We start from the raw sequence: 25,067 nt of genomic DNA, 5'->3' as shown, positions 1-25,067 counted from the left end.
CGGAAGGTCAGCTGTAGCCGCTCTGCTTCACGGCGAACACCGCACGGAACCCCTCGCCCTCGGTGAGGGACCACAGGAGGTCGGGGCCGTCCGCGTCCTCCCAGTAGTTCAGCGACTGTCCCCAGGAGACCCAGGGATAGGTGGTGAGCGCTCCCTCGCCGGGCCAGTGGGAGAGGGTCTTCCGGCGGGAGCTGTTGAACCACCAGCGCCCGTTGTGGGAGCCGACGCCGTTGAGGTTGTGCAGCGGCACCTCGAGCGCCTCGCTCGCGGTCGTGGACCGGGCGAAGGTGGGGCCGCCCTGCTGGAAGCCGAAGCGGACGGCACGGGTGGTGCCCGTGGGGTAGTCGTCGCAGTCCTCGCAGCGGTACTCGGTCATGACGATCGACCGGGTCACGCGGTCCAGCGAGATCGTCGACCACACGAGCGGCGCGGTGCCCGCGTCCACCTCCGAGGAGATCGTCCCGACCTGCGGCAGGGCGTAGGCGTAGTTGTGCGCGTAGAAGGTCCCGCCCACGCGACCGATCTGGTCCTTCGTGCCGCCGGTGTCGGTGGTGAGGATCCTGCTCATGTCGAACACCCGCATCCCGCCGGGCTTCGCCGCGGAGTCCGCGACGTAGAGCAGGTCCCCGTACCAGGCGATCCCGCCGGCGTGGATCTCCACGTCGCGGAAGCTGGGCTCCTCCGCGGTCCCGGTCGGCTCGACGAGCAGGATCCGTCGATAGGCGTCGGGATGGTCCGCGTCCCAGTCGATGAGGTTGATGCGGCTGGACTTCGGGGAGTTGTTGTAGAAGCTGACGGCGATCACCTGGCGCCCGTCGTAGCGACCGTTCCCCGCGGTGCCCACCGCGTCGCGGCTCGTGGCGATCCCCTGCGGGAAGGCGTCGGGGTCGTTCTCGTCGCTCGTGGCGAAGCGGAAACCGTGGACCTGGGTGTCGATCACCGTGGCGGGGGTGCGCTCGTGGTTGGCGTGGTCCATCACCTCGCTGACGCTCGCCCGACCGGCCTGCTCCAGCAGCGCCTCGACCCGTGCGGTGGAGGACGTGTAGTCGGCGGTCAGCCGGAAGGCGGCTGGATCCACCGTCGTGGGCGCCGGGGCGGCCTGGGCGGGAGCGATCGCCGCCCCGGTCGCGGCGACGGCCCCGAGCAGACCGGCTCCGCGCAGCAGCGCGCGTCGGTCCACACCGGGGCCAGAGGGCTGCGGGTGAGGGGCCGTGGACCGGCCGGGACGGTGTGCGGGACGTGGGGCGCTCACGGGTGAGCAGCCTTCCTGTCGGGTGCGATGTGCGTTACACACCGTTCCATCAGCCCTCGGCGATGTCGAGACCGTCGGCCCTCTCGTCCCCGGACGTCGCGAGCGCGGCAAGCTCGTCGGCCACCCGGGCGCGGCCCGCGGCGTCGAGACCGCGCAGCGGCCGCGGGAGGGGATCCTCCCCCACCAGCCCGCGCTGCACGGCGATCTCCGCGATCACGCGCAGGCTCCCGCGCTGCTCCGCGAACAGGGAGAAGAAGCCGTCCAGGTGGGCCGCGAGGGCGCGCGCCTCCTCGTCCCGGCCCGCCTCGTGCGCACGGACGATCGCCATGGTCTGCTCGGGCAGCACCCCGCCGATCGCGGAGAACCACAGGTCGCAGCCCGCCTCGAGGCCCACCGCGCCGACGGCGTCGCCGGAGACGCCCACCCGCACGTGCTCCGGGACCGCGGAGCGCACCTGGGCGACCCGCTCGCGCGCCGCGGGGAGCGCCGCGGGAACCGGCGGGATCTTGATCCCCGCGACGGCCGGCAGCGCCGCGACCTCGGCGTGGAGCTCCGGGGTGAAGGTCACGTGCGTGGTGCCGGGGTTGTCGTAGACCACGAGCGGGACGGACAGCTCCGCGGCGACGTCGGAGAACAGCCCCACCACCTCGGGATCGGCGAGCGGGTGGTAGCTGACGGGAGCGAGGAGCACGCCGCCCGCCCCGGCGGTCTGGGCGTCCTCGGCGAGCGCGAGCACGTCCGCCGTGGCGAGGGCGCCGATCCCGGCGAGGACCGGCACGCCCTCGGAGGCGGCGACGGCGACCTCGATCGCGCGGCGTCGCACGTCCCGGGGCAGGTACGGGTACACGCCCGTCGAGCCGAGCACGCCGATCGACGCGGAGCCCGCCTCGACGATGCTCCGCACGAGGGCGGTGAGGGCATGCTCGTCGAGGGCGCCGTCCCGCAGCGGGGTGAGCGGGAAGGCGCTGAGCCCCCGCAGCCAGGTCGCCTCCGCGCTCATGCCTGCTCCGTCTCGGGCTCGTCGGCGTCACCGGACTCCGCCTGCTCGGGCTCGGGCAGCCCGGCAGGCCCCCGCTCGAGCAGGATCGTGAAGCCGGCCTCGTCCAGGATCCGCAGGCCCAGGTCCCGGGCCTTGGTCTCCTTGGAGCCGGCGTTCTCCCCCACCACCACGAAGTCGGTCTTCTTCGAGACGGAGCCGGAGGCCTTGCCGCCGCGGGAGATGATCGCCTCCTTCGCGCCGTCGCGGGAGTAGCCCTCGAGGCCGCCGGTGACGACGACGGTGAGCCCCTTGAGGGTCTTCACGAAGCCCTCATCGACGTCGTCCGCCATGCGCACGCCGGAGGCGGCCCAGGCATCGACGATCTCCCCGTGCCAGTCCACGGCGAACCACTCGCGCAGGCTCTCGGCGATGATGCCGCCCACGCCGTCGGTCTCCGTGAGCGCCTCGAGATCCGCCGCACGGATCGCGTCCATCGTGCCGTAGGCGGTCGCGAGGGAGCGGGCCGCGGCAGGGCCCACGTGGCGGATGGACAGGGCGACGAGCACACGCCACAGCGGCTGCTCCTTCGCCTTGGCGAGCTCGTCCATGAGCTTCTGGGTGTTCGCCCCGGGCGCCGCGGGCTTGGTGAGCGTCCACTCGCCGCGGGACTTGTAGTACCGCCACTGGGGGCGGGACCAGAAGGCGGGCACGAGCTGCCAGTCCCCCGTCGGCTCCCCGTTCCGACGCAGGGGCTGCCAGACGGCGACCTCCTCCAGCTGCTCGGGAGTGAGGTCGAAGAGGTTCGCCCCGGTCGTGACGACGGGCTGCTGCGGGGCGGGCAGCATACCGGCGGTCTCCTCGGTGATGCGGAGCATGGGGACGCCGTCGTTGCCCTGCGTCTCCTTGCCGCCCCGGACCGTCACGAAGACCGGGGAGTCGAACTCCTCCTCGCGGCGCAGCGGCAGGTAGATCGCGTGCCCGGCGCGCAGGGCGGCGAGGGCCTCCTCGCGCCGTCCCTCCGGGTCGGTGAGCGCGATCGCGCTCTCCTCGCCGAGGGTCTCGATGTCGAAGCCGCCGCGGGAGGCGGCGTGCTCGACGCGGCCCGTCACCTGGGCGGGGCAGTCGCGCGTGTTGGGGCAGCGCCAGTCCTTGTCGCCCTCCTTCTCGGGGCGGATCTCCGTGCCGCAGGAGGGGCAGCGCTCGGGCATGACGAAGGGCGTCTCGGAGCCGTCGCGCAGGGCGTCCACCGGGCCCAGGATCTCGGGGATCACGTCGCCGGCCTTGCGCAGCACGACCATGTCCCCGATGAGCACGCCCTTGCGCTCGACCTCGAACTGGTTGTGCAGCGTCGCCTTCTCGACCGTGGACCCGGCGACCTGCACGGGCTCCATGACGCCGAAGGGGGTGACCCGGCCGGTGCGGCCCACCTGCACCTGGATGTCGATGAGGCGGGTGGTGACCTCCTCCGGCGGGTACTTGAAGGCGATCGCCCAGCGCGGGGCGCGGGAGGTGGAGCCCAGGCGCCGCTGCTGCGCGAAGTGGTCGACCTTCACGACGATGCCGTCGATCTCGTGCTCGACGTCGTGACGGCGCTCGCCGTAGTGCTCGACGTAGGCGACGACCTCGTCGATCGAGGTGACGACGTCCTTGTAGCGGCTCGTGGGCAGGCCCCAGGAGGCGAGGAGGTCGTAGATCTCGCTCTGGGAGCCGACGGGCGGATCGGGCCAGGCGCCGAGGCCGTGGACGGTGAGCCGCAGCGCCCCGAGGCGCGCCTCCCCCGCCTCACGCTCGAGGCCCTCCTTCTTCTCGAGCTGCTGGCGCAGGCCGCCCGCGGCGGTGTTGCGGGGGTTCGCGAAGGTCGGGAAGCGCCGGGTCGCGGCGAGCTGCTCACGCTCCTCGTCGAAGGGCCGGGAGGTGGCCAGGCGGGACTCCCAGCGGGTGCGGGACTCGGCGACGGCGCGCTCGCGCAGCTCGACCTGGAGATCGTTGAGGCGGGCGAAGGCGGCGGTGGGCATGAAGACCTCCCCGCGCACCTCGACCAGGGCGGGGTGGCCCTCGCCCTCGAGGCGGCCCGGGATCCCCTCGATGCGCAGGGCGTTGGTCGTGATGTCCTCGCCGGTGCGGCCGTCGCCGCGGGTGGCGGCGGTGACGAGCTCGCCGTGCTCGTAGCGGAGGTTGATCGCGAGGCCGTCGATCTTGAGCTCCGTCAGCCAGCGCACCTCGCCGCCGATCTCCTCCACGGCGTGGGCGCACCAGTCCCGCAGCTCCTGCACGGAGAACACGTTGTCCAGGCTCAGCATGCGCTCGGCGTGGTCGATCGTCGCGAGGCCGGTGGCGGCCTGCCCGCCGACCGTCCGTGTGGGCGAGTCCTCCTTCGCGAGCTGAGGGTTCTCCTCCTCGAGCGCGCGCAGCTCCTTCTCGAGGGCGTCGTACTCGCCGTCGGTGAGGGTGGGGGCGTCGTGCTCGTAGTACTCCGCGCGCGCCTGCTCGATGCGGGCGGTCAGCTCAGCGATGCGCTCCTGCGCGTCGAGGGTCCGGGCGTCATGGCCGCCGTCCTCGGGGTCGCGGTGGTCGAGCTCGGCATCGGTGCGGGGGTTCTCGTTCGTCACGCCCGTCATTGTCCTCCATGGCCCCGACGCCCCTCCACCCACCCCGCTCCCCCTCGATCCCCCGTTCGCGTCGATAGGGTGCCGGGATGGAGCTGATGGAGGACGTGCGGGCCGGTGGCTGGCTGCTGGCACGCGCCGGCGGCTGGGCGCAGGTGGACGGCGTGGCCGGCACCGGCTTCGAGGCCTATGCGCGCATCCTGCACCCGGTCCCGGCGTGGCGGGTCGATCCGGCCGACACCGATTCCTGGGGGATCCCGAGGACGGTCGAGGAGGGCCGATGGCGCTGGGCGGACGTCGCCGCCCGCACGGGCGCGACCATGCATCCGCTGGTCCAGTGGCGCTCCCTGACCGGCGGTGAGCAGGATCCGGAGCTGCCCGGGGACTGGAGCGTGCAGTCCCCCGAGCAGGGGCTGCTGGACACCGACCTGCTCGCGGCGCTCACCGAGCATCTCGCCCCGGCCACCTCGACCCCGGAGCAGCTCGTCGCCGGTCTCTGGACGGGGCACGGCGAGCTGCATGACGGCGGCGTGCGCTTTGTCGTGCTGGTCACCGACGGGGAGGCCGACGACCTTCCCGACACCGCCCCGGTCACGGAGCACGCGGTGCCCCGCGACGTCCGCGCGCGGGCGCTCAGCGGCCCCTTCCTCGACTGGCCGGGCCGGGAGATGCTCCTTTTCTCCACCTCCGCGGGCGAGCTCGCCGACCCGTCCTGGCCGCGCACCGCGGGGTGGGGATGGTCCGAGGAGTGGGGTGCCGGCATGACCCCGCAGCTGCTGTGGCCCGCGGGCCACGAGTGGGCGCTCGCGTCCGAGATCGACTGGGACTCGACGATCGTCGCGGGATCCGCGGAGCTCGTGGCGGCGATCCTCGCCGATCCCCGGCTCGAGGCGTTCCCCGTCGGCCCCGAGGACGCGCTCACCGAGGACAGCGACCTCGTCAACGGCTCCTGAGCCGGCGCGTCGCCGGCCCTCGCGCCGGTCAGTCCGCGACGCGCTCCGCCCAGGCGGGGGCGGCGCGCAGCAGCGCGACCAGCGCGTCCTCGTCCAGGAGGTCCTCGATGGCGGGGGCCGTGGAAGGGTCGGTGCGTCCCTCGTGGACGCGGTGGGAGGCGCCCGTGTGGGCGATGAGGGTGAACCCGGCGGCGTCGGACTCCGCGTAGCCCAGCTCGTGCCAGATCCGCAGCACCGCCCCGAGCTCCCGCTCCATGCCGCCGGCCGGGCGCGGGTCCACGACGAGCTCGAGCGCCACGCCCGCCTCGTGCGCGTTCGCGATCTCCTCCCAGAGCGCCCGCCCGGCCCCCGCGAGGGCGGGGAGGCGGCGCGGGGCGAGGGCGAGCCGGCGGGCGCCCGCGGTGCGGGCCTCCGCGATCAGCCGTGCGTCGGCGCCCACCCCGAGCGTCACCTGCGCGGGATCGAGCCCCGCGCCCGTGCGCAGGGCCTCGAGCAGGCTCTGCCAGAGCAGGGCCACGCGCGCCGGCGGCACCGGGTCGTAGTGGCGGCGCCCCGAGGGGGTGGGGATCGAACCGGCGACCACGGCCGTAACGGCGTCCTCCCGCACGAGCAGGTGCGGCGCGGCGCCGGGGACCCGCTCGCGCAGGGCGTGCAGGTGCTCCGCGAGCCCCTCGGCGAGCAGCAGCGGCAGGTCCCGCACGGCGCCCGTGTCCGAGAGCGTCCGCTCCCCGGTCGCGACGAAGGTCGAGGCGGCGAGGGTCGCCGGTCCCAGCACGGTGCTCTGCAGCGGTCCCTCGAAGCCGAGCAGGGCGATGCGGGCCGCGTCGAGCATCCGGCCGCGCAGGTCCGTCGCATGCGCCCAGGCCCGGCCGAGGCCCGGGCCGATCCGCCAGCCGTAGGGGGCGAGGTCCCCCGTGATGCCGGAGAGCAGGGAGAGCGTCGCGGGGAGCAGGTGGTCCGTGGGGTCCGAGCCGAGGGCGGCGGGCAGCGCGAGCCGGGTCGCGATCTGCGCATCGAGGTCGTCGCCGAGCAGGGCGCGCAGACGCATCAGCGCGGCGAGCGGCGGATCCGCGGGCAGGTCCAGCCGCTCGATGCGGGAGGCATCGGGGGCGCGGAAGGTGCCGTCACCAGCGAGGGTGACGAGGGTCGGGGCGGGGCTCATGCGGTGCGGCGCTCCAGGGTCGCGGCGGCGAGCACGCGGTCGCCGTCGTAGAGGACGAGGGTCTGGCCGGCGGCGACGCCGCGCACCGGCTGCTCGAGGTGCACCCGCAGCAGCGGGTCGCCCTCGGACGGGATCGAGGAGACCTGCGCGGGCACGGCCTCGCCGTGGGCGCGGATCTGCGCGGAGACCGCACGGCCCGGCTCGAGCTCCTCGAAGGTGACGAGGTCCGTCGCCTCGAGCTCCGTGGTGGAGAGCAGCTCGGAGGCACCGATGACGACACGACGGGAGGCGGGGTCGACGTCGACGACGTAGCGGGGGCGGCCGTCCTCCGCGGGACGCTCCACGCCGAGACCCTTGCGCTGGCCGACGGTGAAGCCGTGTGTCCCGCGGTGGTGGCCGAGCACGGCGCCCTCGGTGTCGACGACCTCGCCGGGAGCCTCGCCGAGGCTCCGCTCGAGGAAGCCGCGGGTGTCGCCGTCGGGGATGAAGCAGATGTCGTAGCTGTCCGGCTTCGTGGAGACGCCGAGCCGGCGCTCGCGGGCCTCGGCGCGCACGGCCGCCTTGTCCTCCATCTCCCCGAGCGGGAACAGGGAGCGGGCCGCGGCCTCCGGGCCCATCACGGCGAGCACGTAGGACTGGTCCTTGCGGGCGTCCCGCGAACGATGCAGCGAGGCGGCGCCGCCCGGGCCCTCCGCGCGAACGGAGGCGTAGTGGCCGGTGCAGACGGCGTCGAAGCCCAGCAGGGTGGCCCGCTCGAGGAGGGAGGCGAACTTGATGCGCTCGTTGCAGCGCACGCACGGGTTCGGGGTGCGGCCGGCGGCGTACTCGGCGAGGAAGTCCTCGACGACGAGGTCGTGGAAGTCCGCGGAGAGGTCCCACACGTAGAAGGGGATGCCGATCCGCTCCGCCGCACGGCGGGCGTCCTCCGCGTCCTCGACCGTGCAGCAGCCGCGCGATCCGGTGCGCCGCGCCTCGCGCGAGGTCGACAGCGCCATGTGCACGCCCACCACCTCGTGGCCGGCCTCGGCGGCGCGGGCCGCCGCCACGGCGGAGTCCACCCCGCCGCTCATCGCCGCGAGCACCTTCATCCCGCGCACCTCCTCCGTGTCCCGGGCGAGTCTACGGAGCCGTGCCCCGCTCCCCCGCACCCGCGAGGCGTGAGATGCGTCCAGCCGCCCGGCTCAGCGGGCGAGCGCGCCCACGGCCCGTGCGCGCCGCAGCGACTCCGGCAGCGCCGCGAGCAGCAGGTCGATGTCCTCCGCGGTGCTCGTCCACCCCAGCGAGAGCCGGAGCGCCCCGCGCGAGCGGGCGGCGTCCATGCCCATCGCCGCGAGGACGGGGCTGTGCTGGGTGACACCTGCGGAGCACGCGGACCCCGCGGAGCTGTCCACCCCGCGCTCGTCGAGCAGGAACAGCAGCGCGTCCGAGTCCGCACCGGGGAAGACCACGTGCACGATGTGCCCGGACTGCGGGGAGTCCTCGGGGAGGGTGAAGCGGGCCTCCGGGTCGATCCGCGCGATCCCCGCGCGCAGTCGCGCCGCGAGCTCCCGCAGCCGGCCCGCCTGCTCGGCCCGCTCCGCGAGCACCTCCCGCAGCGCCGCGGCGAAGGCCGCCGCGTGCGGTCCGTCGAGCGTGCCCGAGCGCACGCCGCGCTGCTGGCCGCCGCCGGTCGAGAGCGCGGCGAAGGGCACCTCGGGCCGGGCGACGAGCACGCCGACGCCCACCGGGGCGCCGATCTTGTGGCCGGTCAGCGACATGAGGTCGAGGTCCTCGAGGGCGGGGAGGTCGACGTGGCCGAGCGCCTGCACGGCGTCGGTGTGCACGAGGGTGCCGTGGCGGCGGGCCGCGGCGGCGAGGGCGGCGATGTCCTGCCGCGCCCCGGTCTCGTTGTTCACGAGCGCCGCGCTGAGGACGCCGACGGCGCCGTCGGCGAGCACCTGCTCGACCGCCCCGGCGTCCAGCAGCCCCGCGGCGTCGACGGGCAGCTCGCGCGCCTCGAGCGTCGGGGCGAGGGAGCGCGCCGTCGCGAGCACGGCGGGGTGGTCCGTCGCGCAGACGGCGACCGCGGTGCGGGAGGGGTCCTGCGCGAGCACGCCGAGCGGCGCCGCGCGGAGGGCGAGGTTGTCCGCCTCGGTGCCGCCGGAGGTCATGATCAGCCAGCTGCGGGGCACGCTGAGCAGCTCGCCGATCTCCCCGACGGCGTCGTCGAGCACCGCCCGGGCCGCGCGGCCCGAGGCGTGCGTCGCGGAGGGATTGCCGCGCACGGCCGCGGCGCGCAGGTAGGCCTCGGCCGCGGCCGGTCGCAGGACCGTCGTCGCCGCATGGTCGAGGTAGGCGCGACGGGGCGCGCTCTCCTCAGGATCGGGGGCGCTCACCATGGCTGGGACGGGTCCTCGTCGGTGCCGCCCTCGGTCTCCTCACCCTCGCCGCCCTGGGCGTCGCGGTTGCGCTGCTCGAGCTCGTCGCCCTTGTCCGGGTCCTCGGTGGGTCCCTCGGTCGTGGCCTCCTCGGTGGGGCCGTCGCCCTCCGGGTCCTCGTGCTTCGGGGTGCCGGGGTCTATGGGCCCGCCGTTCCCGGGCTCCTCCCCTCCGGAACCGTCCTCGCCGCGCGCGTCGGGGTCCTTGCCGGCCTGCTCGTCGGCCTCGCGGCGCTTCTCCTTGATGCGCTCGCCGTTGCCCCCGGTTGTGCCCTCGTCCTCGTTGCCGGTGCCGCCGCCTCCGCCGCCCTGGCCCTCGCCCTCTCCGCCACCGCCGCCGCCCGCGCAGGGAGCGAGCAGCTCCTCGGCCTCGTACAGGCGATCCGCCTTCTGGGTGGGATCGGTGAGCTCGTCGGCCTGGTTCTCGATGGAGATCGCGAGGTTGTTGAGGATCTTGCACTGGGCGTGGGCCGGCTGGTTGAGGTCCGTGCCCTCCTGCCAGGCGGTGAGGGAGGCCCGCAGCTCCTCCTCGGCCTCCGCGTCCTTCCCCTGCCGCAGCAGGTCCGTGCCCTTGGTCAGGTGCGGGAGGTAGGGCTCGAAGCGGTTGACCACCCAGACCGGCGCGAGGCGCTCGATCGCACCCTCGTAGTCGCCGTCGCCGTAGGCGGACTGGTGGTACGCCTGCGTGATCGGCATCGACACGAACTTCACCGCGAGCAGGGACAGCGCGAGGATCGGCAGCGCGAGCACCGCGAAGACGATGATCCGCGTGCGGCGCAGCCGGCGCCGGTTCAGCCCGAAGTCCGCCGGGCGACCGCCTGCGTCCTGGTGCAGCGGGTCCCCCTCGGGCCGTCCGGACGGGCCCGACGACGGGGCCGACGGGGTCGCCGGGGTCGACGAGGGCTGATCCTGCACGGGTGCGCTCATCGCGAGGCTCCTTCGAGGTCGTGCCGGTCGAGCTTGCGGGGCAGGCGATAGGTCATCTCGCCGAGCTCCCAGATCATCAGGGCGGCGAGCGGGATCGCCGCGATCCAGTACCAGTCGCGGAAGTTCGTCGTCTCGCGGGTGGACTCGATCGGCACCGGGCGCAGCGTCACGCCGTCCATGGTGCCCTCGATCGGCTCGTCCGGCGAGGTCCGGTGCAGATAGGGCACGCCCAGCTGCCCGGCGATCGTCTGCAGCTGCTTCTCGTCGATCTTCGACAGCCCCTGCTGGCCCGATCCGTCGGTGATGTAGTCCCCGTCGTGGGCGCCGCCCTGCGCCTTCATCGGGCCGCCCTCGGCGGTGCCGTAGCCGAGCACGCCGCCGCCCTCCACGAATCCGGCGACGGCGGAGTACGGCTGGGTCTCCTTGCCGTCGGTGTTCTCCCCGTCGGAGAGCACGTAGACGAGGACCGAGGAGTCAGGGTCCTCCCGCTGGGTCTCGGTGACCGCTGTCGTCAGCGCCTGCAGCGGCCGGTCCACGTTCGAGCCCTTCGAGTAGTCGGTGGGCTCGGTGGTGAGCGTGTCGATCCAGGCCTTGGCGGCGCCCGCGTCGGTCGTCAGCGGCAGCTGCTGGGTCGCGGTCGAGTCGAAGGCGATGATCGAGTAGCGGGCGCCCTCGGTCATGCCCATGATCCGGGTCATGTCGGCCTTGACGCCGTCGAGCCGGGGCTGGTCGCCGTCGGCCCCGTAGTCCTCGGCGTTCATCGATCCGGTGCGGTCCACGACGAAGAACACGTTCGCGTCCATGCGCTGCGTCTGGCGGTCGTCGAGCGGCGTCACGGGGCGCAGGGCGACGACGAGCAGCAGCAGGACCATCAGGCAGCGCCGCAGCCAGGCCGTGCGCTGGCGCGGCCGCCGCACCAGCAGCACCACGCACAGCACGAGCATCGCGCCGAACAGCGGGACCGCCGCCCACGGCGTGAGCAGGGGATCGAGGCGGATCATCGCGACCTCCATCCGAGCGCGAGGACGGCCATCAGCGCGAGCAGCGTGAGCACGAACATCGGTCCGGGGTGGTCGCTGCGCACGAGCACCGGCTCCGCCCCCATCTCCTGGGCCTGGCTCCTCTGGATCTGCTGGATGATCGTCGGGATCGCCTGCGGGTCCGAGGACTGGTAGAGCTTCCCGTCATGGGACTCCGTGGCGCTGCGGAGCTCCTCGAGGCACTCGGGACCGCATTCGTAGGCGCCCGGGTAGAAGGTGAACAGCGAGATGTCCCGCGCGGTGACAGCGTCCGCCGCCTCGTCGAGGGTGAAGATCGACTCGCCGTTGACCTCGTTGTCCGTCGCGAAGATGATCGAGCGGGAGCGGTCCTGCTCCGCCTGGTCGAACAGCTGGGCGCACGAGGCGAGGCCGTCGGGCACGATCGAGGCCTGGTCCGCGACGCCGCGGGTGCCGTCGACGAAGTCGACGTACTGGCGCACCTTGTCCTCGGAGTAGTCGCGCTGGCCCAGTCGGTAGCCGAACTCGTCGAAGTCGATCGCCTCGGATCCCTCCCGCAGCTGCTTCTCGATGAGGTCGTAGTCGTTGGTGAGCGGGAAGACCGTGCGGCTGGTCGAGTTGAAGATCGACAGCGCCACCCGCTCCCCGTCGAAGGAGTCCACGAGCTCTGCGAAGGTGGCGAGGATCTGGGTGTCGTACTCGTACATCGACCCGGAGACGTCCAGGCACAGCACGATGTCCCGCGAGGCGAAGGACGGCGTCTCGATACGCTCGGAGGCCACCCGCCCGGAGAGCACCGAGGAGGAGAGCACACCGATCACGGTGACGCCGACGAGCGCCACCCGGAGCACGCCGGCGACCCGCTGGGCGCGCGTGAAGCTCGGGATGCGGTCCATGAATCGGCTGTTCGCGACCACCACCGGGGAGCGCCGCATCGCCCGGCGGTTCCAGAAGGTGATCGCCCAGACCGCGATCGCGGCGAGCAGGAGCAGGAGGGTCACCCACCACAGGGTCATGACCATCGGCGCACCACCTCCCGGGCGCGGCGCACGGAGTCGCGCAGCGCGGTGTCCGGGGCGGCGGCGAAGTCCGGCTCGTAGAGCGCGGCGATCAGCTCGCCCACCTCGCGGGTGCGGGGGTCGGCGCGGAGCGTGCCGACATCCTGGCTCGTGACGTCGTGCCCCGTGGTGCGCCGCACGAAGCGGCGCATGATCGCGGTGAGCTCCTGGTGGCCCTCGCGGGCGTCGAGCTCCCCCGCCTCGTGGCGGTCGGCGAGGTCGTTGACCGCGCGCAGGAACTCCGCCTTCAGGGTGTCGACGTCCGTGGGCCGGGCCCGGTAGGCGATGCGCCGCTCGATGCCGCGGGTGATGCGCAGCGTGCCCACGATCAGCGCGGCCACGACGATCACGCACAGCGCGGCGAGGATCAGCCAGGCGACGGAGTACTGCGGCGGGTCGATGATCTCCGGCGGGGCGGGCTCGGCGAGCACGGTGCCCGCGGCGAGCAGGGGCTCAGGCACGGGCATGGCGGTACTCCCGGGAGCGGAGCATGGCGATCATGTCCTCGACGACGGTGGACTCCCCCTCGGTGATCACGTGCGTGAGGTGGAGGCGGTCGAGCATCTCGGTGATGCCCTCCTCACGGGCGCGGCGATAGTTCTCCACGTCCCGGCGCACGCGCTTCGAGGTGCGGGCGAGCGAGGTCAGGTCCCGCGGGTCCTCGATGTCCACCACGTCGTTCTCGAGCGCCTCCGCCTGCAGCGGGTCCGCGTCCCGGATCCGCACCACGAGCACGTCGTGGCGGGTCGTGAGACGGCGCAGCGAGGCGAAGTCCTCGACGGAGGGGTGCGCCTCGTCGGTGATGATCGTCATGAGGGTGGAGCGGCTGGTCACGCGGAAGGCGCGCTCGAGCAGCCAGGCGCTGTCCGGCGCCGGGGAGCTCGCCGTGGTGCCCTGCTGGATCGAGCGCAGCAGCAGCTCGAGGTGGCCGTCGCTCGAGCGCGCGGGCAGCTGCATCGGCGAGCGCTCGGAGCCGCCGACGAGCCCCACGAGGTCACCGCTGCGCTGGGCGAGGAAGCAGATGAAGCCCGCGGCCATCACGGCGGCGTCGCGCTTGGAGGTGCCGTCGGCCGCGGTCGCGGACATGGCGGAGGAGGTGTCCGCGACGATCGAGAGGTGGCGCACGCGCTCCTCGTTGAACTGGCGGATGAGCGGCTCGCCGGAGCGGGCCGTCGCCTTCCAGTCGATGTCGGAGATCTTGTCCCCGGGCTGGTAGTACTTCAGGTCGTCGAAGTCCTCGCCGCTGCCCTTGAACAGGGAGCGGCCGCGGCCCTGGATCAGTCCCCGGGCGCGGTGGGAGGTGTGCAGGTCCACCCGGGCCTTGACCCGGGTGATCAGCGAGGTCGCCATGGCGTGACCTCCTTCCGCGTGCTCGTGGGCACCGATCAGGGCATCGGCACGGCGTGGAAGACCGCGTCGATGATCTGCTCGGGCTTGATGCCGCCGGCGAGGGCGTCGAAGGTCAGCACGAGGCGGTGGCGCAGCACGCCGTAGCGCATGGCGCGGACGTCGTCCGGGGTGACGTAGTCGCGGCCGTGGAGCAGGGCGTGCGCCTGTCCCACCCGCATCAGCGCGAGGGAGCCGCGGGGGCTCGCGCCGACGCGCACGGACTGCGTGAGGTTCGGGACGGGGCGGGGGCCGGAGCCGCGCGTGGTGAAGACGAGGTCGATGATGTAGCGCTTGACGGCCGGGTCGACGTGGACCTGGTCGACCTTCTCCTGGAGGAAGCGGATGTCCTCGAGGGAGACGGTGCCCACGCTCTCGCGGGGCCCGGTGAGGCTGCCCGCGGTGGAGCGGTCGAGGATCTCGTGCTCCTCGCCGGGGCGCGGGTAGGTGAGCACCTCCTTCATGAGGAAGCGGTCCATCTGCGCCTCGGGGAGGACGTAGGTGCCCTCCTCCTCGATCGGGTTCTGGGTCGCGAGCACCATGAACGGCTCGGGGAGGCGATGGATCTCGCCGCCGATGGAGGTCTGCCGCTCCTGCATCGCCTCGAGCATCGCGGACTGGGTCTTCGCGCTCGAGCGGTTCACCTCGTCGAGCAGCACGACGTTCGCGTGCACGGGGCCCAGCTGGGTCGTGAAGGTGCTCGTGCCGTAGTTGAAGATCTGCGTGCCGATGATGTCGTTCGGCATGAGGTCGGGCGTGCACTGGATGCGTGAGAACGATCCGGAGATCGCGGAGGCGAGCGCCGAGGCGGCGGTCGTCTTGGCCAGGCCGGGCACGGACTCGAGCAGCACGTGGCCGCCCGCGGCGAGCGCGGTGAGCAGGGTCAGCCGGAGGTTCTCCTGGCCCACGACGCGGGAGCCGAAGACCCGCGAGATGGTGCGCACGATCTCCGCGCTGCGCTCCATGTCCCCCGGGGCGATCGCGGAGCCGCCCGGGGCGGCGAAGTCGCCGCTGCGGCGGGGGCGGCCGGGCGCCTGCGCGCCGGGCTGCGCGGGGGCGGGATGCCCGGAGGCTGGGCCCTGGGGGGACGGCTGGGCCGCGGCGCCGCGCGCAGCGGGCTGCGGGATGGGTGGCTGTGTCATGTGCTGCGTGTCCCCCGTCGGAGCGGCGTGCGCCTAGCGGTCTGCGGTCGTGGACGGACCGTGAGGTCCGCTGCGGTGCGGGTCCCGGCTCCCCCGGGCCGCGCCGGCGCCCGGCCCTCCCCGGAGCGGAGCGCGGGGCACCCGGCCGATCCTAGCCGCTGTGGTCCAGGTCGCGTCGCCGCGGCTCAGGCGCGGGGACGGCGGCCGGCCCCCGGGTGGGAGAATGCGCGGGTGCAGGCAGACCGATTCGACCGCGCGACCCCGCCGCTCGCGCCCACCTCCCCCGGGCTCGTCGTGGACGAGCTGGGACGCGGGACCTTCGCCGTCGCCGCCCCGCGTGCGACCGCGGTGGACCTGTGCGTGCGCTCCTCCGGGGCGGAGCGGCGCCAGCGCCTGCGGCACTTCGACGGCGGCCTGCGCTGGGACCACGTGACCGGCATGCTGCCCGGCACCCACTACGGGCTGCGGGTCGAGGGACCCTGGGACCCCGCCGCCGGGCTGTTCGGCAACCCGCGCCAGCTGCTGCTGGACCCCACGGCCCGCGGCATCTCGCACGCCTCGCCGCTGCTGAGCTCCTTCTTCCCGTTCGAGGTGGACTCGATGCTCGAGGCCGTCGGCTCCGCCGCCGAGCCGAGCCCCGTGGACTCGGGCCCCGAGGCGGTGTGGTCCGTCGTCGTGGGGGACGACTTCGACTGGCAGGGCGACCTGCGCCCGCTCGTGGACTGGGACGCGACCGTGCTCTACGAGCTCCACGTCAAGGGTTTCACCCGCCTCCACCCGGGGCTGCCGGCCCCGCTGCGCGGCACCTACGCGGGGCTCGGCCATCCCGCGGTCACCGGCTACCTGCGCGAGCTCGGGGTGACCTCCGTCGAGCTGCTGCCGATCCACGCGGCGATGGACGAGCCGCACCTGACCCGCCTCGGCCTCACGAACTACTGGGGCTACTCCTCGCTCTCCTTCTTCGCCCCCGAGCCCTCGCTCGCGACCGCCGCCGCCCAGCGCGCCGGCGCGCAGGCCGTGCTCGACGAGGTGCGGACCATGATCCGCAGCCTCCACGCGGCCGGCCTCGAGGTCATCCTCGACGTCGTCTACAACCACACCGCGGAGGGCGGCGCGGAGGGTCCCTCGCTGTCCCTGCGGGGACTGGACAACCTCGCCTACTACGCGATGGACCACGGCTCCTTCCAGGACGTCACAGGCACCGGCGGCACCCTCGACGCGACCTCCGTGCACGTCGTGGACCTCGTGCTGGGCTCCCTGCGGTACTGGGTCCAGGAGATGCACGTGGACGGCTTCCGCTTCGACCTCGCTGCGACGCTCGGCCGGGACGCGGGCGGCTTCCGCCCCGACCACCCGCTGCTGCGCGCGATCGTCACCGACCCGGTGCTGCGCGGGGTGAAGCTCATCGCCGAGCCCTGGGACGTGGGCACCGGCGGCTGGCAGACGGGCGCCTTCCCGCCGCCCTTCGCCGAGTGGAACGACGCCTTCCGCGACGACGTGCGCTCCTTCTGGCTCTCCGACCGCGCCCACCGCGAGCGCTCCGGCGACCGGGCGGTCGGCGGGGTCCGCGATCTCGCGACCCGGCTCGCGGGATCGAGCGACCTGTTCACCGGCGGCGACCCCGAGCACCTGCCGCCGGGGCGCAGCCTCCGCTCCCCCTGGGCATCCGTGAACTACGTGAGCGCGCACGACGGCTTCACCCTCCACGACCTCACGGCCTACGAGGAGAAGCACAACGAGGCCAACGGCGAGGAGAACCGGGACGGCACCGGGAACAACCGCTCGTGGAACCACGGCGTCGAGGGCGAGCCCGAGGACGGACCCGAGGGCGGTGCCGCGCGGGAGTCCCTGCGCCGGGAGCGGCTGCGCACCCAGCGGGCGCTGCTCGCGACCCTGATCCTCGCCTCCGGCACCCCCATGCTCACCGCCGGGGACGAGATCGCCCGCACCCAGCGCGGCAACAACAACGCGTACTGCCAGGACAACGAGATCTCGTGGCTGAGCTGGGACGTCGACGAGCTCGCCCGCGTCCAGCGGGAGGCCGTGCGACGGCTCCTGCAGCTGCGGGCGGCCTACCCCTCGCTGCGCCCCCCTCACTTCCTCCAGCCCGCTCACGCCGAGGCCCTGGACCCGGGGCAGGTCGCCTGGTTCCGCGCCGACGGCGAGGGCATGACCCATGCCGACTGGATGGACCCCACCCGGCACCTGCTCGCCATGCTCCGGCCCGGGATCCCGGGCGAGCCCGGCACCGGGGAGGCGACCGAGCACCTGCTGATCGTCGTCTCCGCGGAGTCCGAGCCGGTGCCGCTGCACCTCCCCGGCGCGCCCTGGCCGCAGGGGGTCGCCCGAGTGCTCTTCGACAGCGATCTCGAGGACATGTCCTCCCTCCCCTCCGCTCCCCTGGCCCCGGGCTCCCGCCTGATCGCCCCCGGGAGCGTCCTCGTCGTCGGGATCGCGGAGCCCTGACCCCGGCGGGACGGCTAGGGTGAGCACCGTCACCGCGCCCGGGTGCGGGCGCGCGTCCGCGCAGTCAGGAGAGCTCGTGTCATCTTCGTCGTCCCCCCTGGACCGGACCCCGGCGACCACCGCTCCCACCGGGAGCGGGAGCCGCCCGCCGCAGCACGCCGCACCGGCCACCACCGCCGCCCCGGCCGTGGCAGCCACGGCGCCGGGCCCGCTGGACGCCGGCGTCGGCCGGATCCCGATCATGGGCGTCACCCCCGTGGTCGACGGCGGTCGGTTCCCCGCCTCGTGCGTCGTCGGCGAGAGCGTGCGGATCACGGCGAACGCCTTCCGCGAGGGCCACGACGCGATGGGCGTGCAGGTGGTGCTCACGGACCCGCAGGGCGCCGAGACCGTGCGCCGCCTGCGCTCGACGAACCCCGGCCTGGACCTGTGGGAGACGCACGTGCGCCCGGACTCCGCGGGTCACTGGTCCTTCCGGATCGAGGCCTTCTCCTCGCCGTACGACACCTGGGCCCACGTGGCGGAGGTGAAGATCCCCGCCGGCATCGACGAGCCGCTCGTGTGCGCCGAGGGCGTCGCCGTGCTGCGCGCCGCCCTCGCCGAGGTCGCCGACGGCACCCGCCCCGCCGCGGACCGCCCCCTGCTCGAGGCCGCGATCGCGAGCCTCCAGGACTCCTCCCTCTCCCCCGCCGCGCGGGTGGCCCCGGCGCTCGCCGCGGACCTCCGCGGGGTGCTCGACGTGCGCCCGCTGCGCGAGGGGGTCACGGTCTCCGGCCCCCACGCGCTCGTCGTGCACCGTCCCCGCGCCCTGTTCGGCTCCTGGTACGAGATGTTCCCCCGCTCCGAGGGCGCGCGCTTCGACCCGGAGAGCGGCTGGGTCTCCGGCACGCTGCGCACCGCGGCCGACTCCCTGGACCGCGTCGCCGCGATGGGCTTCGACGTCGCCTACCTGACCCCGATCCACCCGATCGGCACCGCCTTCCGCAAGGGCCGCAACAACTCGCTGGACCCGCGGCCGGGCGATCCCGGCTCCCCCTACGCGATCGGCGCCGCGGAGGGCGGCCACGACGCGATCCACCCGGACCTCGGCACCATGGAGGACTTCGACGCCTTCGTCGCCCGCGCGAAGGAGCTCGACCTCGAGGTCGCCCTCGACGTGGCCCTGCAGTGCTCGCCGGACCATCCCTGGGTCACCGAGCACCCCGAGTGGTTCGTCGTGCGGCCGGACGGCTCGATCGCCTACGCCGAGAACCCGCCGAAGAAGTACCAGGACATCTACCCGCTGAGCTTCGACACGGACTACGAGGGCCTGTACGCGGCCATCCGCGACGTGCTCGAGCTCTGGGTCGAGCACGGCGTGACCCTGTTCCGGGTGGACAACCCGCACACGAAGCCCGTGCGCTTCTGGGAGCAGCTGCTCGCGGAGTTCGACGAGAAGCACCCCGAGGTCGTCTTCCTCGCCGAGGCGTTCACCCGCCCCACGATGATGCACACCCTGGGCAAGGTCGGCTTCCACCAGAGCTACACCTACTTCACCTGGCGCCACACCCCCGCCGAGCTCCAGGAGTACCTCGAGGAGCTCGTCGAGGCGGCCCCCTACATGCGCCCCAGCTTCTGGCCGACGACCCACGACATCCTCACCCCGTTCATGAGCTCCGGGGGCCGGGCGGCCTTCGCGCTGCGGGCGATTCTCGCCGCGACCCTCGTGCCCACCTGGGGCATCTACTCCGGCTACGAGCTCGTCGAGGACGTCCCCCGCCCGGGCGCGGAGGAGCAGATCGACAACGAGAAGTACGAGTACCGGCCGCGCGACTTCGCCGGGGCGCTCGCCCAGGGCACGAGCCTCGAGCCGCTGCTGGGCGACCTCAACCGGATCCGTCGCGAGCACCCGGCCCTGCAGACCCTCACCACGATCCGCTTCCACGAGGCGGAGGACGAGGACGTCGTCGTGTTCTCCAAGCACCTGCCGGCCGACGAGTCCCCCACCGGGCAGGCGGACACGGTGCTCGTCGCCTCGCTCACCGTGCACGACCGGGGCGCCTGGACCCGCCTCTCCCTGGACCTCGGCGCCCTCGACGTCGGCGCGTCCTTCGAGGTCGAGGACCTGCTCACCGGGGAGCGCTTCACCTGGGGCGAGGACCCCTTCGTCATCCTCGACCCGCACGACCGCCCCGCGCACGTGCTGCGCATCGTCCGACCCGAGGAGGACCCCCATGTCCGATGACGCGACCCCCGTCGTCCCCGCAGGCGCCGGACCCGCCGGGGACCGGACGACATCCGCCGCCGGCCCCTCCCGTCTCCAGCTCGAGGTCCACGAGCTCGGCGCGGCCGCGACCGGCTCCTACCACGACCCGCACTCCGTGCTCGGGGCCCAGCCCTACGAGGGCGCCGTGACCGTCCGCGCGCTCAAGCCGCTCGCGCACGCGGTCGAGGTGGTGCTCGAGGACGGCACCTCCGTCCCGATGGAGCACGAGTACGACGGCATCTGGGTCGCGGTCGTCGACCGTCCCGAGATCGAGCGCTACCGGCTGCGGGTGACCTGGGCCGCCGGGGAGCCCGCGGTCGAGGTCGAGGACCCGTACCGCTTCCTGCCCACGCTCGGCGAGCTCGACCTGCACCTCATCCGCGAGGGCCGCCACGAGGAGCTGTGGCGCGCGCTCGGCGCGCACGTGCGCACCGTCGACGGCGTGCGGGGCACCTCCTTCGCGGTCTGGGCCCCCGGGGCGCGGGCCGTGCAGGTCATCGGCGCGTTCTCCGGCTGGGACGGCCAGCAGACCGCCCTGCGCTCCCTCGGCGCCTCCGGCGTGTGGGAGATCTTCCTGCCCGGGATCGGAGCGGGAGAGGTCTACAAGTTCCGGATCCTCGGCGCCGACGGCACCTGGCGGGACAAGGCGGACCCGATGGCCCGCCGCGCCGAGGTCCCGCCCGCGACGGGGTCGATCGTCGCCGAGAGCGACTACGAGTGGACGGACGACGCCTGGCTCGCCCAGCGCGCGCAGCAGCAGCCAGTGAGCTCCCGCATGTCGATCTACGAGCTGCACCTGCCGAGCTGGCGACCGGGCCTCGGCTACACCGAGCTCGCGACGGAGCTCGTGGACTACGTGGTCGAGATGGGCTTCACGCACGTGGAGTTCATGCCGCTCGCCGAGCACCCCTTCGGCGGCTCCTGGGGATACCAGGTGACCGGCTACTACGCCCCCACCTCGCGGCTGGGCTCCCCGGACGAGCTGCGCGCGCTGATCGACGCCCTGCACGCGGCGGGGATCGGCGTGATCATGGACTGGGTGCCCGCCCACTTCCCCAAGGACGAGTGGGCCCTGGGCCGCTTCGACGGCACGCCCCTGTACGAGCACGCGGACCCGCGGCGCGGCGAGCACCCCGACTGGGGCACCTACGTGTTCGACGTGGGACGCCACGAGGTGCGCAACTTCCTCGTCGCCAACGCCTGCTACTGGCTCGAGGAGTTCCACGTCGACGGCCTGCGCGTGGACGCCGTCGCCTCGATGCTCTACCTGGACTACTCCCGCGAGGAGGGCCAGTGGGTGCCCAACGTCCACGGCGGGAGGGAGGACCTCGAGGCGATCGCCTTCCTCCAGGAGGCCAACGCGACCGCCTACAAGCGGGCCCCGGGCATCGTCATGATCGCCGAGGAGTCCACCTCGTTCCCCGGGGTCACGCGCCCCACGGACGCCGGCGGGCTGGGCTTCGGCTTCAAGTGGAACATGGGCTGGATGCACGACACCCTCGAGTACCTCGGCGAGGACCCGGTGCACCGTCAGCACCACCACGGCGAGCTGACCTTCTCGATGGTCTACCAGTACTCCGAGAACTTCGTGCTGCCGATCTCCCACGACGAGGTCGTCCACGGCAAGGGCTCGCTGCTGCGCAAGGCGCCCGGCGACGACTGGCAGCAGGCCGCCTCGCTGCGCGTCTACCTGGCCCTGCAGTGGACCCATCCGGGCAAGCAGCTGCTGTTCATGGGCAGCGAGTTCGCCCAGGGCACCGAGTGGTCGGAGCAGGACGGCCTGCCCTGGTGGCTCGTCGAGTACCCGCTGCACCGCGGCGTCCAGCAGCTCGTGAAGGACCTCAACGCGCTGCAGGCGGAGCTCCCGGCCCTCCACGAGCTGGACCAGGACCCCGCGGGCTTCGAGTGGCTGATCGGGGACGACGCGGGCCACAACCTCGTGGCGTTCGTGCGCCGCGACGGCGCCGGGGACCCGGTCGTCGTGGTGCTGAGCTTCTCCCCCGAGCCGTGGCTGGACCTGCGGGTCCCGCTGCCCGAGGGCGGCACCTGGCTCGAGGTCCTCAACTCCGACGCGACCGTCTACGGCGGCAGCGGCGTGGGCAACCTGGGCCGCGTCCACGCCGAGACGGTGGCGGCGCACGGCCGGGAGCACTCCGTGCGGCTCGCGGTCCCGCCGCTCGGCGCCGTGGTCCTCGTGCCCGCACGGCTCCGCGAGGGCTGAGCGCGCCGCCTCCGATGCACGAGGGCCTGCCCGATCCGCGGATCGGGCAGGCCCTCGTGCATCATCCGGCCGCCCGACGGGGCAGCGGCCGGGTGCGCGCGCTCAGTAGAGGAGGTTCGCGAGGCGGCGCCGCGCCGGGCCCACCCGCGGGTCCTCGGCTCCGGCGACCTCGAACAGCTCGAGCAGCCGGGCGCGCACGGCGTCCTTCGTCTCCTGGTCGGCGCCGCGCAGGAGGTCCAGCAGGCGCCCGAAGGCGTCGTCGACATGGCCGCCGAGCATGTCGAGGTCCGCGACGAGCAGCTGCGCGTCGAGATCGGCGGGGGCCTCGGCGGCGGCGGTGCGGGCGGCCGCGGGATCGGCCTGCTGGGTGCGACGCATGAGCTCGACGGTGGCGCGTCCGGCCTTCGCCTCGTCGTCCGCCGGGCTCTGCTGGAGGCGGCGGTCGTAGGCGTCGACGGCGGCGTCGAGGTCCCCGCGCTCGATCGCGGCGTAGGCCTCGGCGATCAGCGGGTCAAGGGGCTCCTCCGCCGGGGCGTCGGCCGCGTCGTCGGCGCCGGCCGCGGCGCCGGAGACGTCCATGCCCTGCTGCTGGGCGAGCTGGACGACCTGGTCGAGCAGCGGGCCGATCTCCTCCGCGCCGAGCACGGAGTCCACGATCGGCTGGAGCTGGCCCTGCAGGAGCAGGAGGAGCGTGGGCAGCTGCTGCACGCGGAGGGCGCCCGCGACGCGGGGCTGGGTGTCGGCGTCGACGACCGCGAGGCGCACGGCGCCGCCGCGCGCGGTCACGCCGTCGCGGAGCGACTGCAGGAAGGCCTCGCCCTCGGGGACGCGGGAGCTCGTGACGAGCAGCAGCGTCGCGACCTGCTGGGAGTCGGCGATGAGCTGCTCGAGCCCCTGCTCGGTGACCGCGACCTCGTAGGGGCCGGCGGTGCCGGACGCGCCGACCGCGTCCCCCGCGGGCTGCTTGAGCTGGGCGAGATCGATGATGCCGTAGGGATCGGACACGGAGGAGCTCCTTCGACGGGGGCGGAAACCCCCTCAGTCTACGAAGCCGGCGGCTGCCGGCCGCTCGTGTTCGCCAGCGGCTGTGCGCCGCGCCGCGGGAGCGTCCCCGGGCGGGAGCGCACCGGGACGACAGCGCCCCGGGCCCGCCATGGCGGGGTCCCGGGGCGCGTCACGGGGAGAGCCGGTCAGGAGCCGCTCGTGCCCGTCGCGGTCTGGGTCGCGCCGATGGGCTGGACCTGGGCGTCGGAGTCCTTCGCGGGGATGTACACGGCGACCTGGGTGCCGAACTCGCGGATGAACTCCTTGGTGAACTCCTTGGTGCCGATCACCGTCGTGTACTTGTTGTCCTCGGCGTAGCGCACGGTCGCGCCGTCCTTGATCGACACCTTCCGCACCGAGGTGAGGGTCGCGAGCACGATGGCGCCGCCGTCCGCGGTGCGCAGACCGGCGAACTCGTCCTCGACGACCGTGAACACCTCCTTGATGGTGGCCACCTCGTCCTTCTCGACGCCCGCGTTGAGCTCCTTGCGCTCCGTCTGGATGCGCTTGTGGGTCTCGGTCTGGAAGGGGTTCTCGGCGAGCTTGTCGTCCTTGTCGGCGGCGTCGCCGTCGGAGAGCACCTTCGCGTAGAGCGCGAGGGCGTCCTTCGGGGTCATCAGCAGGTCGTCGGTGTCCGGGGTGACCGGAGCGGAGCCCACGACATCCGCGGGGACCTCCGGCATCTCGACGCCGCTCGCCTGCTGCGCCCAGCCCCAGGTGGTGTACGGGGAGCGGGCATCGGCCTGCTGGAGCGCCATGAACATCGGCACGCCGTCCTTCGCGGAGCTCGCGACCAGCGCGATCGCGGTGCGCGGGAACTCGGCGTCCGTCGAGGTCATGGGGACCATGAGCGCGTCGCCGGGAGCGGTGAGGTCCTCCGCCCACTGGTCGTCCTTCTCGATGAGGCCGTACATCGCCTTGCGGAACGCGGCGACGGAGCCGACGACGCGGGGTGCCAGCTTGCCCGCGTCCCGGGCCTTGTCCGCCGCGGCGACGGCCGCGCTGATCTCGGTGACGACGGTCGTGAGCTGGCCCACGGTGGTGTTGGGGGTGGGCTCGGCGAGGGTGGGGCCGGCCTCGGCGGCGGGCGGGGCCTCGGGGGTCTCGGCGCACGCGGCGAGCAGGCCGGCGAGGGCGAGACCGCCTCCACCGAGCACGAGGCGACGCCGGGCGACGGTGCGGGGGCGGGGGCTGGTCATCGGTCCTCCTCGGGGGACTCGGCGCGGCGCTGGTCCTCGTCGACCACGGACCAGAGGTCGGCGTCGTCGGCGGAGGCCGGGGCCTCCGGGGCGGTGGGGGCGGTGGGAGGAGTCCGGTCGGAGGCCGCGGTGGCGGCGCCGGCAGCGCTCGACGAGGTGGGCGCGAGCGGGGCGCCGCCGTCCTCCGCGCGCGGCAGCTCCTCGGTGGGATCGGCGGCGGCGACAGGCTCCTCGCCCTCCGCGCTCCCGTCCGCGTCCTCGATCTCCTCGCTGCGGCGGCGGCCGCCGCCCAGGGAGACCACGAGCAGCACGAGGCCGATCACGGCGATCGCGGCGCCGCCCGCGTAGGCGAAGGGCACCCAGCGGTTCTCCGCCTCGACCGGCCAGGTGATGCTGACCTTCTCCGCGCCCGCGGACTTCCCGTCCGTGACCAGGAGGATCGGGCGGTACTCCTGCTCCTCGTCCCCGGTCTCCGCGGCCGCGTAGTCGGCGATGTCGATCGTCGCGGGGCTCGGGGAGGTCTCCACCGTGAGCCACAGGTCCGAGCTGGTCGGGTCATCGATCTCGGTCGCGCCGTCCGCGCCCACGACCTCGGTGGTCAGCGTGGACCAGTCGCTCGCGCCCGTGATGCGGGTGTACTTCGTGCCGTGAAGGTAGGCGGTCACGTCGCCCTCGGGGGCGGTGATGACGGAGACGTCGGAGGCACCGGTCACCGTGACCGTGCCCTCCTTGCCGCCGATGTACAGCACTCCGGGATCGATGACGACGGCGGGGCCGGCGTCGGCGAGCTCCGCGGTCGCCGTGACCTCGGTCGCGGGAGCCCAGGTGGTCTCTCCGAGACGGCCCAGCACGAGACCGATCACTCCGATCAGGACCAGCAGGATGGCCAGCAGACGTTGCACGGTGGCAGCTCCTTCGAGTTTCACCGGGCACCGCCCGGGCAGGGGACCCGCCCACGATACGGGCGCGCACGCGACGGGACCACCCCCACGTGAGCACTCGCACCCGGCGGC

19 protein-coding genes are annotated in these 25,067 nt (G+C 73.7%); 4 read left to right on the top strand and 15 right to left on the bottom strand.

Annotated elements, in window-relative coordinates:
• Nucleotides 1-7: 7 nt before the first annotated feature.
• The 3 genes from ACYVAP_RS06580 to ACYVAP_RS06570 form a co-directional block, all read right to left on the bottom strand.
• Complete coding sequence (locus tag ACYVAP_RS06580; protein WP_498860047.1) at nucleotides 8-1,180, bottom strand: hypothetical protein; 1,173 nt, start codon at nucleotides 1,178-1,180, stop codon at nucleotides 8-10.
• A gap of 121 nt (nucleotides 1,181-1,301) precedes the next feature.
• Complete coding sequence (locus ACYVAP_RS06575; RefSeq protein ID WP_498860046.1) at nucleotides 1,302-2,252, bottom strand: dihydrodipicolinate synthase family protein; 951 nt, start codon at nucleotides 2,250-2,252, stop codon at nucleotides 1,302-1,304.
• Entirely contained in the window at nucleotides 2,249-4,849 is a 2,601-nt protein-coding gene (locus tag ACYVAP_RS06570) for an NAD-dependent DNA ligase LigA (RefSeq protein ID WP_498860045.1), read from the bottom strand. Before ACYVAP_RS06570 ends, ACYVAP_RS06575 begins: the two co-directional genes overlap by 4 nt.
• Before the next feature lie 77 nt (nucleotides 4,850-4,926).
• Here ACYVAP_RS06570 and ACYVAP_RS06565 point away from each other — a divergent pair, with 77 nt between their 5' ends.
• A complete protein-coding gene (locus ACYVAP_RS06565; protein ID WP_498860044.1) occupies nucleotides 4,927-5,790 on the top strand; it encodes a hypothetical protein in 864 nt (287 codons plus the stop codon).
• Between the two features lie 28 nt (nucleotides 5,791-5,818).
• Here the strand turns inward: ACYVAP_RS06565 and ACYVAP_RS06560 are convergent, their stop codons facing one another.
• From ACYVAP_RS06560 to ACYVAP_RS06520, 9 genes are all read right to left on the bottom strand, one after another.
• A complete protein-coding gene (locus ACYVAP_RS06560; RefSeq protein ID WP_498860043.1) occupies nucleotides 5,819-6,952 on the bottom strand; it encodes an amino acid adenylation domain-containing protein in 1,134 nt (377 codons plus the stop codon).
• Nucleotides 6,949-8,040, bottom strand: coding sequence for a tRNA 2-thiouridine(34) synthase MnmA (gene mnmA / locus ACYVAP_RS06555; protein ID WP_264451563.1), 1,092 nt, complete (start codon nucleotides 8,038-8,040; stop codon nucleotides 6,949-6,951). Before mnmA ends, ACYVAP_RS06560 begins: the two co-directional genes overlap by 4 nt.
• 93 nt (nucleotides 8,041-8,133) lie before the next feature.
• On the bottom strand, nucleotides 8,134-9,330 hold the full coding sequence (locus ACYVAP_RS06550) for a cysteine desulfurase family protein (protein WP_498860042.1): 1,197 nt from the start codon (nucleotides 9,328-9,330) through the stop codon (nucleotides 8,134-8,136).
• A complete protein-coding gene (locus ACYVAP_RS06545; RefSeq protein WP_498860041.1) occupies nucleotides 9,324-10,295 on the bottom strand; it encodes a hypothetical protein in 972 nt (323 codons plus the stop codon). The genes ACYVAP_RS06550 and ACYVAP_RS06545 overlap by 7 nt, the downstream gene beginning before the upstream one ends.
• Nucleotides 10,292-11,296 (bottom strand): vWA domain-containing protein, encoded by a 1,005-nt coding sequence (locus ACYVAP_RS06540; protein WP_498860040.1) that lies wholly within the window; start codon nucleotides 11,294-11,296, stop codon nucleotides 10,292-10,294. Before ACYVAP_RS06540 ends, ACYVAP_RS06545 begins: the two co-directional genes overlap by 4 nt.
• Complete coding sequence (locus ACYVAP_RS06535; protein WP_498860039.1) at nucleotides 11,293-12,315, bottom strand: vWA domain-containing protein; 1,023 nt, start codon at nucleotides 12,313-12,315, stop codon at nucleotides 11,293-11,295. Before ACYVAP_RS06535 ends, ACYVAP_RS06540 begins: the two co-directional genes overlap by 4 nt.
• Nucleotides 12,306-12,818 carry a hypothetical protein gene (locus ACYVAP_RS06530; protein ID WP_498860038.1) on the bottom strand — a complete coding sequence of 171 codons (513 nt, stop codon included), beginning with the start codon at nucleotides 12,816-12,818 and terminating at the stop codon, nucleotides 12,306-12,308. Before ACYVAP_RS06530 ends, ACYVAP_RS06535 begins: the two co-directional genes overlap by 10 nt.
• Entirely contained in the window at nucleotides 12,805-13,701 is an 897-nt protein-coding gene (locus ACYVAP_RS06525; protein WP_137770503.1) for a DUF58 domain-containing protein, read from the bottom strand. The genes ACYVAP_RS06530 and ACYVAP_RS06525 overlap by 14 nt, the downstream gene beginning before the upstream one ends.
• Nucleotides 13,702-13,736: 35 nt before the next feature.
• Entirely contained in the window at nucleotides 13,737-14,879 is a 1,143-nt protein-coding gene (locus ACYVAP_RS06520) for an AAA family ATPase (protein WP_498860037.1), read from the bottom strand.
• Between the two features lie 231 nt (nucleotides 14,880-15,110).
• On the opposite strand from ACYVAP_RS06520, the gene glgX reads away from it, so the two are divergent.
• From glgX to glgB, 3 genes are all read left to right on the top strand, one after another.
• Entirely contained in the window at nucleotides 15,111-17,345 is a 2,235-nt protein-coding gene (gene glgX, locus ACYVAP_RS06515) for a glycogen debranching protein (RefSeq protein ID WP_498860036.1), read from the top strand.
• Nucleotides 17,346-17,532: 187 nt separating this feature from the next.
• Nucleotides 17,533-19,569: an alpha-1,4-glucan--maltose-1-phosphate maltosyltransferase gene (locus ACYVAP_RS06510; protein WP_498860436.1), complete on the top strand. Its 2,037-nt coding sequence runs from the start codon at nucleotides 17,533-17,535 to the stop codon at nucleotides 19,567-19,569.
• Nucleotides 19,559-21,811 (top strand): 1,4-alpha-glucan-branching protein, encoded by a 2,253-nt coding sequence (glgB, locus tag ACYVAP_RS06505; protein WP_498860035.1) that lies wholly within the window; start codon nucleotides 19,559-19,561, stop codon nucleotides 21,809-21,811. The genes ACYVAP_RS06510 and glgB overlap by 11 nt, the downstream gene beginning before the upstream one ends.
• Before the next feature lie 102 nt (nucleotides 21,812-21,913).
• Here glgB and ACYVAP_RS06500 read toward each other — a convergent pair whose 3' ends face one another.
• The 3 genes from ACYVAP_RS06500 to ACYVAP_RS06490 form a co-directional block, all read right to left on the bottom strand.
• Nucleotides 21,914-22,816, bottom strand: a complete 903-nt coding sequence (locus ACYVAP_RS06500) for a co-chaperone YbbN (RefSeq protein ID WP_137770500.1) — start codon at nucleotides 22,814-22,816, stop codon at nucleotides 21,914-21,916.
• A gap of 185 nt (nucleotides 22,817-23,001) precedes the next feature.
• Nucleotides 23,002-24,054, bottom strand: a complete 1,053-nt coding sequence (locus tag ACYVAP_RS06495) for a DUF8094 domain-containing protein (protein WP_498860034.1) — start codon at nucleotides 24,052-24,054, stop codon at nucleotides 23,002-23,004.
• The gene (locus tag ACYVAP_RS06490; protein ID WP_498860033.1) at nucleotides 24,051-24,956 is read right to left on the bottom strand and encodes a hypothetical protein; all 906 of its coding nucleotides are present in this window, start codon (nucleotides 24,954-24,956) and stop codon (nucleotides 24,051-24,053) included. Before ACYVAP_RS06490 ends, ACYVAP_RS06495 begins: the two co-directional genes overlap by 4 nt.
• Between the last annotated feature and the right edge of the window lie 111 nt (nucleotides 24,957-25,067).

The organism is Brachybacterium horti, assembly GCF_054777615.1.
The sequence above is the reverse complement of the archived record's forward strand: the minus strand, read 5'-3'. Positions and strand labels throughout refer to the sequence as shown.

Coding starts and splice junctions, on each gene's coding strand:
- ACYVAP_RS06525 (WP_137770503.1), bottom strand. CDS start 13,701: ATGGCGACCTCGCTGATCACCCGGGTCAAGGCCCGGGTGGACCTGCAC.
- ACYVAP_RS06560 (WP_498860043.1), bottom strand. CDS start 6,952: ATGAGCCCCGCCCCGACCCTCGTCACCCTCGCTGGTGACGGCACCTTC.
- ACYVAP_RS06550 (WP_498860042.1), bottom strand. CDS start 9,330: ATGGTGAGCGCCCCCGATCCTGAGGAGAGCGCGCCCCGTCGCGCCTAC.
- ACYVAP_RS06495 (WP_498860034.1), bottom strand. CDS start 24,054: ATGACCAGCCCCCGCCCCCGCACCGTCGCCCGGCGTCGCCTCGTGCTC.
- ACYVAP_RS06570 (WP_498860045.1), bottom strand. CDS start 4,849: ATGACGGGCGTGACGAACGAGAACCCCCGCACCGATGCCGAGCTCGAC.
- ACYVAP_RS06535 (WP_498860039.1), bottom strand. CDS start 12,315: ATGGTCATGACCCTGTGGTGGGTGACCCTCCTGCTCCTGCTCGCCGCG.
- ACYVAP_RS06575 (WP_498860046.1), bottom strand. CDS start 2,252: ATGAGCGCGGAGGCGACCTGGCTGCGGGGGCTCAGCGCCTTCCCGCTC.
- mnmA (WP_264451563.1), bottom strand. CDS start 8,040: ATGAAGGTGCTCGCGGCGATGAGCGGCGGGGTGGACTCCGCCGTGGCG.
- ACYVAP_RS06520 (WP_498860037.1), bottom strand. CDS start 14,879: ATGACACAGCCACCCATCCCGCAGCCCGCTGCGCGCGGCGCCGCGGCC.
- glgB (WP_498860035.1), top strand. CDS start 19,559: ATGTCCGATGACGCGACCCCCGTCGTCCCCGCAGGCGCCGGACCCGCC.
- ACYVAP_RS06540 (WP_498860040.1), bottom strand. CDS start 11,296: ATGATCCGCCTCGATCCCCTGCTCACGCCGTGGGCGGCGGTCCCGCTG.
- ACYVAP_RS06565 (WP_498860044.1), top strand. CDS start 4,927: ATGGAGCTGATGGAGGACGTGCGGGCCGGTGGCTGGCTGCTGGCACGC.
- ACYVAP_RS06530 (WP_498860038.1), bottom strand. CDS start 12,818: ATGCCCGTGCCTGAGCCCCTGCTCGCCGCGGGCACCGTGCTCGCCGAG.
- ACYVAP_RS06545 (WP_498860041.1), bottom strand. CDS start 10,295: ATGAGCGCACCCGTGCAGGATCAGCCCTCGTCGACCCCGGCGACCCCG.